Origin of the sequence: Mycobacterium sp. 20KCMC460 (genome assembly GCF_022179425.1) — a bacterium.
GTDB classification, from domain to species: domain Bacteria; phylum Actinomycetota; class Actinomycetes; order Mycobacteriales; family Mycobacteriaceae; genus Mycobacterium; species Mycobacterium kiyosense.
The window spans coordinates 294,918-307,282 of sequence record NZ_AP025524.1; the positions used below are offsets into that span (position 1 = coordinate 294,918).

General features: G+C 70.7%; 10 protein-coding genes. 5 read left to right on the forward strand and 5 right to left on the reverse strand.

Features of this window, described 5'->3' with window-relative positions; translation table 11 throughout:
- Positions 1-20: 20 nt before the first annotated feature.
- From MKCMC460_RS01370 to MKCMC460_RS01390, 5 genes are all read right to left on the reverse strand, one after another.
- Positions 21-854: an ESX secretion-associated protein EspG gene (locus MKCMC460_RS01370; RefSeq protein ID WP_236979223.1), complete on the reverse strand. Its 834-nt coding sequence runs from the start codon at positions 852-854 to the stop codon at positions 21-23.
- 62 nt (positions 855-916) lie between these two features.
- A complete protein-coding gene (locus MKCMC460_RS01375) occupies positions 917-1,207 on the reverse strand; it encodes a WXG100 family type VII secretion target (protein ID WP_238305236.1) in 291 nt (96 codons plus the stop codon).
- A gap of 48 nt (positions 1,208-1,255) precedes the next feature.
- A complete protein-coding gene (locus tag MKCMC460_RS01380; RefSeq protein WP_236979246.1) occupies positions 1,256-1,582 on the reverse strand; it encodes a WXG100 family type VII secretion target in 327 nt (108 codons plus the stop codon).
- 250 nt (positions 1,583-1,832) lie between these two features.
- Positions 1,833-2,336: a pullulanase gene (locus MKCMC460_RS01385; RefSeq protein WP_236979248.1), complete on the reverse strand. Its 504-nt coding sequence runs from the start codon at positions 2,334-2,336 to the stop codon at positions 1,833-1,835.
- A gap of 43 nt (positions 2,337-2,379) precedes the next feature.
- Positions 2,380-3,819: a CCA tRNA nucleotidyltransferase gene (locus tag MKCMC460_RS01390; RefSeq protein WP_236979250.1), complete on the reverse strand. Its 1,440-nt coding sequence runs from the start codon at positions 3,817-3,819 to the stop codon at positions 2,380-2,382.
- 381 nt (positions 3,820-4,200) lie between these two features.
- Here MKCMC460_RS01390 and MKCMC460_RS01395 point away from each other — a divergent pair, with 381 nt between their 5' ends.
- From MKCMC460_RS01395 to MKCMC460_RS01415, 5 genes are read left to right on the forward strand one after another with little or no spacing between them, the layout of a single operon-like run.
- A complete protein-coding gene (locus tag MKCMC460_RS01395) occupies positions 4,201-4,959 on the forward strand; it encodes an NUDIX hydrolase (protein ID WP_238305237.1) in 759 nt (252 codons plus the stop codon).
- Positions 4,956-7,376 (forward strand): hypothetical protein, encoded by a 2,421-nt coding sequence (locus MKCMC460_RS01400; protein WP_236979252.1) that lies wholly within the window; start codon positions 4,956-4,958, stop codon positions 7,374-7,376. Before MKCMC460_RS01395 ends, MKCMC460_RS01400 begins: the two co-directional genes overlap by 4 nt.
- Positions 7,373-11,005, forward strand: coding sequence for a murein biosynthesis integral membrane protein MurJ (locus MKCMC460_RS01405; protein ID WP_238305238.1), 3,633 nt, complete (start codon positions 7,373-7,375; stop codon positions 11,003-11,005). The genes MKCMC460_RS01400 and MKCMC460_RS01405 overlap by 4 nt, the downstream gene beginning before the upstream one ends.
- A gap of 36 nt (positions 11,006-11,041) precedes the next feature.
- Positions 11,042-11,695, forward strand: a complete 654-nt coding sequence (gene sigM / locus MKCMC460_RS01410) for an RNA polymerase sigma factor SigM (RefSeq protein ID WP_236979253.1) — start codon at positions 11,042-11,044, stop codon at positions 11,693-11,695.
- Positions 11,646-12,365, forward strand: a complete 720-nt coding sequence (locus MKCMC460_RS01415; protein WP_236979255.1) for an alpha/beta hydrolase — start codon at positions 11,646-11,648, stop codon at positions 12,363-12,365. The genes sigM and MKCMC460_RS01415 overlap by 50 nt, the downstream gene beginning before the upstream one ends.

The following is a 12,365-nucleotide window of genomic DNA, read 5'->3' on the forward strand; positions in this document are numbered from 1 at the left end:
CTTTGAGTTACACCTCTCGACTACACAACTTTGCGGTACGAAAACCATTCCTGTTCGGCGGGCAGGCGCCGCATCATGCGGTTGATCGCGCCGGCGATATTGCCGATGGTGCCGGGCGCGATGATCATCCACTTTCGGCCGGCGGAGTCGACGTCCTCGGCGACCAGCCGCCCTTCGGGAGTGTCGATGACCGTTACCGCACCGGCTTCGACGTGCGTGCGCAACGATCTGCCGGTGGCCACTCCGGTCTGCACGGCCACAATCGAGGCTTGCGCCGACCGCCTGGGGTCGGCGGCCAGCGTCAGCAACCGCACCTGGTCGGACTCGAGCCCCTGACTGCCGATGAACGCGTCGAGTTCGGACCGGCTGACCGACGCCGCGCGCAGGGCCTCGGCAGCGAGTGTGACGGGCCGCAGCGTGGCCGGCGCGTGCTGGCCGCACCACCGTTCGATCTGTGCACGGATCACATTGCCGGCCGATCCCTCCGCGCTGGAGGTGCCCGCGGCGCTGATGCGAATCAAGTCTGCGGAGCGTTCCAGGGCGACCCACCACTGCGCGAAACGCGCGAGCAGCGCCCGCGCGGGCTCCTCATCGCCGGGTCCGCGCAGCTGCACGAACAGCCCGATGTCTCGGCGCGCCAGCACCGTCAGCCATTCCAGCACGATGCCGTCGACCGCTCCGGATTCGTCGACAACCCCGGCGGCGCGCAACTCTGCGGTGACGGGGTGCCGCAGCGCCAGACTCCTGGGTTCCACACTGGGCAGCAGCGGTCGCAACCCCAACTCGGGGGCGACGGTTTCGATGCCGGTAAGGACCTGTAGGGCCCACAGCCCGTCGACGGTGGTGGTTAACACGGTGTTCCTCGACATAGGCCCGGGGCGCACGCGTCGCATGCGCCCCGGCCCGATCAAAGTGGCTAGGTGAAGAGGTTGCCCATCTGGGCGTCGGTGGCCTGGGCCATCTCGTCGACGCTGTGCACAGTGTGGGCGTGCCGGCTGACGGTCTGAATCAGATCTTCCAGCCCGTGCAGCATCTGCTGCTGCGCGTCGAAAAACGCGGTAGCGCCGTGGCCTTGAAAGAAGTCCCCCAGGGCCTGAGTCAGGTTGAGGACGTCGCTGTGGATTTCCATCAGCTGCGCGGCCTGGGCCCCGACCTCGCCGGCGAACCCGACGACCGCTCCGTGGTTGTAGACGATGTGATCTGCCATGAACGTTCCTAACTTGTGGTCAGTGGAATGGGTGAACAGCGATTCGGGCTAGACCGCTTGGGTCCCGCCGCCGAACACACCGTTGAGGTTGTGCGCCGCATCGGCCTCGTGGTTCTCCATCAGCACCGCCGCTTGACCCAACCCGTGCGCGAGCCGTTGACCGCCCGTCATGATCTGTTGGAGGTCGTGATGGATCTGACCGGCAGTATTCAGCGAGGTGTTTCCCGCGTCGCCTGCCCAGCCGGTGGCGCTGATGATGTTCTCGTGCCCGCTCAGGTACTGGTTGGCGATCGCGGCGGCTTCTTGCAACCGCGTTTCGATCCGCTGCTGGGTGCTGCGCAGCAGCTCTGGAGTGACAACTGTTGCGTTTGCCATACTGAAATCTCCCTCGAATATTTGCTTTCGCCGAAGCCGGATCTGCGTAAAGCTAGATCAGCTTGCCCCCGACTGTCACTTCACCCACATGACCACTGCACATAGGTGGAACAGGCTGTTTAGTGGACAACAGAATTCTCCGCGTGTCAAACGATGGACGGCCGCCCCACTCCGGATAGCCGAGGTCACCCCGGCCCCGCTTCCGGCCGGGGTGGGCTGACAATTAGCTGGTGGCCTTTTCTCGGCAGACTCACACGGCTGCGGCGCCGTCGGCTGACCCGTCGCCGTCGGAATCGGAAAGCCGGATATCCCAGCGTCCGTCACCGTCGGTGTCGACGTATCCGGTGACTCCTGCGGGACCGGTGCACACCACCTGATCGGCAAGTCCGTCGCCGTCGCTGTCGACCAGTCGGTCATTCGGTTCGCCCTGTCCGTCGAAGTCGACGAGCGGCCCGCCGGAATGCTCCACACCGTCAAGGCCGAACCACCGCACCTGCCGGTCCACGGCGACCGTCCACGTCCCGGACCCGTCGTCGACGAAGTAGCTCTCCGGGATGCCGTCGTTGTCGACGTCCAGGACGGCGTGGTCGGCGGTCCCGTCATGGTCGAGGTCCAGCAGCGCGTCGTCGCGCAGTCCGTCACCGTCCAGATCCAGCCCGACGGCGTCGAACGTGCCGTCGCCGTCCAGATCGAGGTCGGACGGACGATTCCAGATCGAGGCGGTGCCGTCCGCACCGCTCACGCAGTACTCCATGCACGGTTGGACGCAGACCCGGCGCGGCGGGTTCCGGTGACCTTCAGTCGCCCCGGTTCTGCCACCACGCCAGCAGTTCGGCGGTGGCCTCCTCGCGGGACAGCGGCCCCCGATCCAGCCGCAGCTCCTTGAGGTACTTCCACGCCTGGCCCACCTGGGGACCGGCCGGGATGTCGAGCAGCCGCATGATCTCGTTGCCGTCCAGATCCGGACGCACCCGGTCCAGGTCCTCCTGGGCGGCCAGTTCGGCGATCCGCTCCTCCAGCCGGTCATAGGACGCGCGCAGCCGCGCGGCCCGGCGCTTGTTGCGGGTGGTGCAGTCGGCACGCACCAGCTTGTGCAGCCGCGGCAGCAGCGGTCCGGCGTCGGTGACGTAGCGGCGCACCGCGGAGTCGGTCCACTTGCCTTCCCCGTAGCCGTGGAACCGCAGGTGCAGATACACCAGCTGGGACACGTCGTCGACCATCTGCTTGGAGTACTTCAGCGCCCGCATCCGCTTGCGGACCATCTTGGCGCCGACCACCTCGTGGTGGTGGAAGCTCACCCCGCCGTTGGGTTCGTGGCGGCGGGTGGCGGGCTTGCCGATGTCGTGCAGCAGCGCGGCCCAGCGCAGCACCAGATCGGGGCCCTCGTCCTCGAGTTCGATGGCCTGGCGCAGCACGGTCAGCGAGTGCTGGTAGACGTCTTTGTGCTGGTGGTGCTCGTCGATGGCCATCTGCATGCCGCCGACCTCGGGCAGCACCACCGCGCCCATCCCGGACTGCACCAGCAGGTCGATGCCGGCCACCGGGTGCGCGCCGAGCAGCATCTTGTCCAGCTCGACGGCCACCCGTTCGACGCTGATCCGCCCCAGCTGCGGCGCCATCGCCTCCAGCGCGGTCAACACCCGCGGAGCGACGGTGAAGCCGAGCTGGGAGACGAACCGGGCGGCGCGCAGCATCCGCAGCGGATCGTCGCCGAAGGACACCTCCGGGGCCGACGGAGTGTCGAGCACCTTGGCGCGCAGCGCGGCCAGGCCACCGAGCGGGTCCAGGAATTCCCCCGCCCCGGCCGCGGTGACGCGCACCGCCATCGCGTTGACGGTGAAATCGCGGCGCACCAGGTCGTCCTCGAGGCGGTCCCCGAACCGCACGTCCGGGTGGCGCGACACGTGGTCGTAGGTGTCGGCGCGGAACGTGGTGATCTCCAGGCGGTGCTCGCCCCTGCCCACCCCGACGGTGCCGTACTGGATACCGGTGTCCCACAGCGCATCGGCCAGCGGCCGCACGATCTGCTGGATCTGGTCGGGGCGCGCGTCGGTGGTGAAGTCCAGGTCCGGGCTGAGCCGGCCCAGCAGCGCGTCCCGCACCGAGCCGCCGACCAGGTACAGCTCGTGCCCGGCGGCGGCGAACGCGGCGCCGAACTCGCCGAGCAGGCCGGCGTACCGGTGCAGTGCGACCGCGGCCGCGGTCAGCAGATCAGCATCCTGGACGGGTTCCACCACGGTCGGTGAGCCTAATAGCAATGCTTCGGTGACTCAGCCCACGTGCGACGGCAGCGGCGGGGCGTCGAGTGTGCAATGGCGGCGCCCAACGTGAACCGACGGCCTTGCGTGTGAAGCTGGGGCGTTGCGCGGGTAGCCAGGGCGGGAAAATTGCCCGGATCCCGCCCTACGTTCACGCTCCGCGCCGTGTGCTCACACTCAACGCCATCGGTTCACCCTGAACAACGAGGCGGTAGAGCGCCCAGACGCTCACGAGCGGGCCGACCCCCGACGAGCGGGCGTTCTGTGGCGTAAGCGATGCACGCGACTAAAGTGACCAAAGGTGTCAACGGACGGCGAGTGCGTCCGGTACACCAGCCCCAGCCAGCTAATATCGCTTGAATGTCGGACGGCGAACAAGCCAAACCACGTCGACGCCGGGGCCGGCGTCGCGGTCGTGGCGCGGGACGTTCGGCGGATCAGAAGCCCAACGGCCAGTCGGCCGACACTGCGCCCACCGCCCCCGCTGCCCCCACCACCCCCAACCCGGCCACCGCCGCCAAACGCCGGGTGCGCCGCAGCCCCGACCGCATGCGGACCGTGCACGAGACCTCGGCCGGCGGACTGGTCATCGACGGAATCGACGGTCCGCGCGACGAACAGGTCGCGGCGTTGATCGGCCGGGTCGACCGGCGCGGCAGGATGCTCTGGTCGCTGCCCAAAGGCCACATCGAACTCGGCGAGACCGCTGAGCAGACCGCCATCCGCGAAGTCGCCGAAGAGACCGGCATCCGCGGCAGCGTCCTGGCCGCACTGGGACGCATCGACTACTGGTTCGTCACCGACGGCCGACGGGTGCACAAGACCGTGCACCATTACCTGATGCGGTTCTTGGGTGGGGAGCTCTGCGACGAAGACCTGGAGGTCGCCGAGGTGGCGTGGGTGCCGATCCAGGAGCTGCCGTCGCGGCTGGCCTACGCCGACGAACGCAAACTGGCCGAGGTGGCCGACGAACTGATCGACAAGCTGCAGAGCGACGGCGAGGAGGCGTTGCCGCCGCTGCCGCCGAGCGCGCCGCGCCGCCGCCCGCAGACCCATTCCCGCACCCGGCACGCCCACGACTCCGCATCCCGGAAGAACGGTAACGGGCAGGGGCCGTGACCGGGCCGCGACTTCGACGGGCCCCGGCCAGGGCCGAAGCCAACGCCAAGGTGGGCCGCCTCGCCGCAGTGATCGGCATCGTGGCCGGCTTCGCCACGATGCTGACCGGCAGTCCGCCGCACGCGAACGCCGGCGAACCCACCGCCACACCCTTCGTGCAGGTCCGGATCGACCAGGTGACACCCGACGTCGTCACCACCACCAGCGACCCCGTCGTCACCGTCAGCGGAATGGTGACCAACATCGGCGACCGACCGGTGCACGACGTGATGGTCCGGCTCGAGCACGCCGGCGCCGTCACCTCGTCCACCGCGCTGCGGACCTCGCTGGACGGCGGCACCGACCAGTACGAGCCGGCCGCCGAATTTCTCACCGTCGCCCCCGAACTGCAGCGCGGACAGCAAGCCGGGTTCACCCTGTCCGCCCCGCTGCGCTCGCTGACCAAACAATCGCTGACCATCGACCAGCCCGGCATCTACCCGATGCTGGTCAACGTCAACGGGACCCCCGACTACGGCGCGCCGGCCCGCCTGGACAACGCCCGCTTCCTGCTGCCGGTGGTGGGCGTACCCCCAGACAAACCGGCGGGCATCGACGCGGCTGTGGCGCCGGAAACCCGCACTCCGGTGTGGATGACGATGCTGTGGCCGCTGGCCGACCGGCCCCGGCTGGCGCCCGGGGTGCCCGGCGGCACCATCCCGGTGCGGCTGGTCGACGACGAGCTGGCCAACTCGCTGGCCAACGGCGGGCGGCTGGACACCCTGCTGTCCGCGGCCGAGCTGGCCACCAGCCGTGACGTCGACCCCGACGGCGCGGTCGGGCGGGCGCTGTGCCTGGCCGTCGACCCCGACCTGCTCGTCACCGTGAACGCGATGACCGCCGGCTATGTGGTTTCCAACTCCCCCGACGGGCCCGCGCAACAACCCGGCACGCCGACCCACCCGGGCACCGGCCAGGCCGCGGCAGGCCTCTGGTTGAACCGGTTACGCGCGCTGGCACACCGCACCTGTGTGGTGCCGCTGCCCTACGCCCAGGCCGACCTGGACGCCCTGCAGCGGGTCAACGATCCGGGGCTGAACACCGCGGCCACCGCCGCGACCGGCGACATCGTCGACCGCATCCTGGACGTCGCCTCGGTGCGCGGCACCGCCCTGCTCTCCGACGGCCCGCTGACCAGCCGGGCGGTGACCCTGCTGGACGCCAACGACAGCACGGTCGCGGTCGCGGCCGCCGAAGCACCCGGTCAGGACGCCGACACCGCCTCCGGCAGCGCCGACATCTCGCCCCGCCGGCTGTCGACGCGGGTGGTGACCGCCCCGTTCGACCCGGCCATCGGCGCCGCGCTGGCCGGCGCGGGAACCAACCCGATCGTGCCCACCTACCTGGACTCGTCGCTGTCGGTGCGCGTCACTCACGACTCGGCCACGGCGCGGCGCCAGGACGCGCTGGGCGCCATGCTCTGGCGCGGGGTCGCACCCGATGCCGCGCCCCGCACTCAGATCCTGCTGCCGCCGGCGTCGTGGACCTTGCAGGGCGACGACGCGCAGTCGATTCTGACCGCGCTGGCCACCACAATCCACTCCGGGCTGGCGGTGCCGCGCCCGCTGCCCGCGGTGATCGCCGACGCGGCGGCACACACCGAGCTGCCCAGCCCGCCGGGCGCCTACCCGTCGGTGCGGGGCCGGTTCACCGACGAGGTCACCGGCCAGATCACCGACCAGGTCGGCCGGGTGTGGAAGCTGACCACGGCATTGATGACCGATGATCGCACCGGGCTGACCGGCGCGCAGTACACCGCGCCGCTTCGCGAGGACATGCTGCGCGCACTGAGCCAGGCAGTGCCCCCGGACACCCGCAACGGGCTGGCGCAGCAGCGGTTGAGCGTGGTCGGCACCACCGTCAACGACTTCTTCCGCTCGGTGACGATCGTCAACCCCGGCGGCTCCTACACCCTGGCCACCGAGCACAGCCCGTTGCCGCTGGCCCTGCACAACGGCCTGGCCGTGCCGATCCGGGTCCGGCTGCAGGTCAACGCGCCACCCGGGATGACGGTCTCCGACGTCGGCGAGATCGAACTGCCGCCGGGATACCTGCCGCTGCGGGTGCCGATCGAGGTCAACTTCACCCAGCGCGTCGCCATCGACGTCGGACTGCGCACCCCGGACGGGACGGCGCTCGGCGAGCCGGTGCGGTTGTCCGTCCATTCCAACGCGTACGGCAAGGTGCTGTTCGCGATCACGCTGACGGCGGCGGCGGTGCTGGTGTTGTTGGCCGGGCGGCGGCTGTGGCACCGCTTCCGCGGCCAGCCCGACCCCGCCGACCTCGACCGCCCCGATCCGCCGTCCGCCGGGCACGGCCGGGCACCCGAGCAGCCCCGCGCCATCTCCGGTCGGGTTCACGAAGAGCATCGCGTATGACCCCCGCACCCCGGCAGGTGCAACCATCGCAGTCGCCGCCGCAGCGGCCGCCGCTGTCGCAACCGAGGTCTGCGGTGCCACCACCGGGCCTACCGCCGCGGCCCGGCTGGACCCCGCACCAGCCGCCCCGCCCCGCCCCGCGCCGCCCGCGCCGCGCCGAACTGTCCGACGCCGCGCTGGTCAAACGCTCCTGGGGGATGGCGTTCGCGACGCTGATCAGCCGGCTCACCGGCTTCGCCCGGATCGTGCTGCTGGCCGCGATCCTGGGTGCGGCGCTGTCCAGTTCGTTCTCGGTGGCCAACCAGCTGCCCAACCTGGTGGCCGCGCTGGTGCTGGAGGCCACGTTCACCGCCATCTTCGTGCCGGTGCTGGCCCGCGCCGAGCAGGACGACGCCGACGGCGGCGCGGCCTTCGTGCGCCGGCTGGTCACCCTGGCCACCGCCCTGCTGATCGTGGCCACCGCGCTGTCGGTGGCCGCCGCGCCGCTGCTGGTGCGGCTGATGCTGGGCCGCACCCCGGAGGTCAACGAGCCGCTGACCACCGCGTTCGCCTACCTGCTGCTGCCGCAGGTGCTGGTGTACGGCCTGTCCTCGGTGTTCATGGCGATCCTGAACACCCGCAACGTGTTCGGGCCGCCGGCCTGGGCGCCCGTCGTCAACAACATCGTGGCCATTGCGACCCTGGGCGTTTATCTGGCGGTGCCGGGCGAGCTGTCCGTGGATCCGGTGCAGATGGGCAATCCCAAGCTGCTGGTGCTGGGGATCGGCACCACCCTGGGGGTGTTCGCGCAGACGGCGGTGCTGCTGGTGGCGATCGGCCGCGAACGCATCAGCCTGCGCCCGCTGTGGGGCATCGACGAGCGGCTCAAACGCTTCGGCACCATGGCCGCCGCGATGGTGCTGTACGTGCTGATCAGCCAGCTGGGTTTGGTGATCGGCAACCAGATCGCCAGCACGGCGGCCGCCTCCGGCCCGGCGATCTACAACTACACCTGGCTGGTGCTGATGCTGCCGTTCGGGATGATCGGCGTGACGGTGCTGACCGTGGTGATGCCGCGGCTGAGCCGTAACGCCGCGGCCGACGACATCCCGGCGGTGCTGGCCGATCTGTCGCTGGCCACCCGACTGACCATGATCACCCTGATCCCCGCGGTGGCGTTCATGACCGTCGGCGGCCCGGCGATGGGCAGCGCGTTGTTCGCCTACGGGCATTTCGGCCAGGTCGACGCCGGATACCTGGGCGCGGCGATCGCGCTGTCCGCGTTCACGCTGATCCCCTACGCGCTGGTGCTGCTGCAGTTGCGGGTGTTCTACGCCCGCGAACAACCGTGGACACCGATCGTGGTCATCGTGGTGATCACCTCGGTCAAGGTCGCCGGCTCGATCGCCGCGCCGCATCTGACGTCCAACAAGCAGCTGGTGGCCGGATATCTGGGGACCGCCAACGGCCTGGGATTCCTGGCCGGCGCGGTGGTCGGGCACCTGCTGCTGCGGCGCAGCCTGCTCCCCAAGGGCGGCCGGTTGATCGGCCTCGGCGAGGTGCGCACCATCCTGGTGACCATCGCGGCCTCCCTGCTGGCCGGCCTGATCGCGCACGTCGCCGACCGGCTGCTGGGGATCGACCGGTTGACCGCCCACGGCGGCATCGGGTCGCTGCTGCGCCTGGCGGTGCTGGCGGTGATCATGGTGCCGATCCTGGCCGGGGTGCTGCTCGGCGCGCAGGTCCCCGAGGCACGCGCGGCCCTCGACGTGATCCGGCGCCGGCTGGGCACCCCGGATCGGGGGGCGGCCCCGCGCAGCACGACGGTTTCGTCCGGGCGGGCCCCGGTCACGTACCCTGAGCAAAGAAATGCGGCCCTGCCGGGCGATAACGCGGTCCGGGAGCCCATCCGGCGCGAACCCCCGGCGACCAGGGCCGGGCTAGCGAAAGGACCGGAGGTGACCGACCGCACACCGGACAGCGCCTCGTCCCCCCGCAGCGCCCAGGCGGGACAGGACCGGCCGCGGGCCGACGACTTCCAGCCCGACATCCCGCCCGCCGCGCACCGGGCTCCGTCGCGCGAGCAGGTCAACGGGGACGCCGCCGAAGCGCGAGCCGCGCTGCCGTTCGACGCTCCCCGCGAACGCGGACCCGAACCAGCGCCAGACGACGCCAACCTGGTTCCCGGCGCCCGCATCGCCAATGGCCGCTACCGGTTGCTGATCTCACACGGGGGCACGCCGCCCCTGCAGTTCTGGCAGGCGATGGACACCGCTTTGCACCGGCAGGTCGCACTCACCTTCGTCGACCCCGAGGGCGCCCTGCCCGAAGACGTCGTGCAGGAGATCCTGTCCCGCACGCTGCGGCTGAGCCGCATCGACAAGCCCGGCATCGCCCGGATACTCGACGTCGTCCACACCGGCTCCGGCGGGCTGGTGGTCGCCGAGTGGATCCGCGGCGGCTCTCTGCAGGAGGTCGCCGACACGTCGCCGTCCCCGGTGGGGGCGATCCGGGCCATGCAGTCGCTGGCCGCCGCCGCCGACGCCGCCCACCGCGCCGGTGTCGCGCTGTCCATCGACCACCCCAGCCGGGTTCGCCTCAGCATCGACGGCGACGTGGTGCTGGCCTTCCCGGCGACCATGCCCGACGCCAACCCGCAGGACGACATCCGCGGAATCGGCGCCTCGCTGTACGCCCTGCTGGTCAACCGGTGGCCGCTGCCGGAGACCGGGGCACGCAGCGGATTGGCGCCGGCCGAACGGGATGCGAACGGGCAGGCCGTCGAACCGACCGTCGTGGACCGCGACATCCCGTTCCAGATTTCCGCGGTCGCCGTTCGATCCGTTCAGGAAGACGGCGGAATACGAAGCGCCTCAACACTTTTGAACCTGCTGCAGCAGGCGACAGCGGTGGCCGATCGCACCGAGGTGCTCAGCCCGATCGCCGAACCACCCGCCCCGGCGTCGCCGCGCCGGTCCACCGGGCGGGGCGACGAAACCTACTCGCGGCGCCGCCGCAACCTGCTGATCGGCCTGGGTGCGGGCGCGATCGTCCTGGTGGTGGCGCTGGTGGTGCTCGCCTCGGTGGTCAGCAAGATCTTCGGCGACGTCGGCAACGGACTCAAGGGCGAGCAGCTGGGCTTGAACAACAACCCGCCGTCGTCGGCAACGGAGACACCCGGCCCCACCGCACCGTCGGGCAGCACGGTCAAGCCCACCAAAGTCACCGTCTTCTCCCCAGGCGGCGACGCCGACAACCCCGGTGACGCAGCCAACGCGATCGACGGCAATCCGGCCACCTCCTGGCAGACCGACACCTACACCGACCCGGTGCCGTTCCCCGGCTTCAAGAGCGGCGTCGGACTGCTGCTGCAGCTGCCCAAGCCGACGGTGGTCGGCGCGGTCACCATCGACATCTCCAGCACCGGCACCAAGGTGGAGATCCGCTCGTCGTCGTCGCCGAACCCGTCGCGGCTGGAAGACACCACCGTGCTGACCCCGGCCACCGCGCTCAAAGCCGGCCACAACACGATTGCGGTCAAAGCGTCCGCACCGACGTCGAACCTGCTGGTGTGGATTTCCACCCTGGGCACCACCGACGGCAAGAGCCGCGCCGACATCTCCGAGATCACCATCCAAGCCGCTTCCTGAAGTGCTCGGCGTGCGCCGATTGGTTACTGTCCGGCGGTGGCATTCCGGCAGGGCGCGCGGCGGCGCAGCGACGCCGAACTGCTGACCGCGCACGCGGCCGGCGACCGCCACGCCTTCGCTGAACTGTTCGCCCGCCACCACCGACCGCTGTACCGGTTGGCGCGGCTGACCAGCCTCAACGCCGAGGACGCTGACGACGCGCTGCAGGAGGCGATGCTGTCTGCGCACCGCGGTGCCGGCTCGTTCCGTCATGACGCGCAGGTCGGTTCGTGGTTGCACCGCATCGTGCTCAACGCCTGCCTGGACCGGATACGCCGCAGCAAAGCGCGGCCGGCGGTCCCGCTGCGCGAGGACTACCCGGCCGCCGACCGCACGGCGCAGGCCGACACCGCGATCGTCGTGCAGCGGGCACTGATGCGGCTGCCGATCGAGCAGCGGGCCGCGGTGGTCGCCGTCGACATGCACGGCTACTCGGTCGCCGAGACCGCCGCGCTGCTGGGAGTGGCCGAAGGCACCGTCAAGAGCCGGTGCTCGCGCGCGCGGGCACGGTTGGCCCGGTTGCTGGGATACCTGGACGCCGGCGCGCCGGGCCTGCCGGGCAGTGCCGGCGCCGAACCGAGCATGACGCACACTGGGGCGGATGAGTCCCGCCGAGAATCACGCCGATCCGGAACCGCCGCCGACGGTTGAGCAGCTCGCCGACCTGCAGGCCGGACTGCTCGACGACGACACCGCCGCGGCCGTCCGCGCCCGGATCCGCACCGACCCGCAGGCCGCCGCGTCGCTGCAGGCGCTGCAGCAGGTGCAGCGCGACCTCGCCGCACTGGCCGCCGCGCCCGCGCCCGAGGCTCCCCCGCAGGTTGTCGGCGACATCTCCGCTGCGCTGCGCGCCCCCCGTGCCGCACACGCGTTGCGGCCACCGATGCGTCCTCTCCGACTCGTCGCCGGCGTGCTCGGTTGCGCCGCCGTGCTGGCCGCCATCGGCGTGGGCACCGCCGCGCTGCTGCGGTCGCCCTCCTCCGATTCGCGAACCGAACCGACCGCGAACCACATCACCGTCTCCACGCCCGTCCCGGTGATTCCGCTGTCGGACCCGGAGATCATCGCCTTGACGCACCGCCCACCGGACTTCGGCGCGCTGGGCAACCCCGCGCAACGCGCGTCGTGCCTGGGTGGGCTGGGCTACCCGGCGGCCACCGAGATCCTGGGAGCGCAACCGGTCGAGGTCAATGCCCGCCCGGGGGTGCTGCTGGTCATGCCCGGCGACACGCCAGACACCGTGACCGCCTACGCGGTGGCATTGAACTGCAGCGCCGCCGACACCGGGCTGCTGGCCACCACCACCATTCCGCGTGCCTGA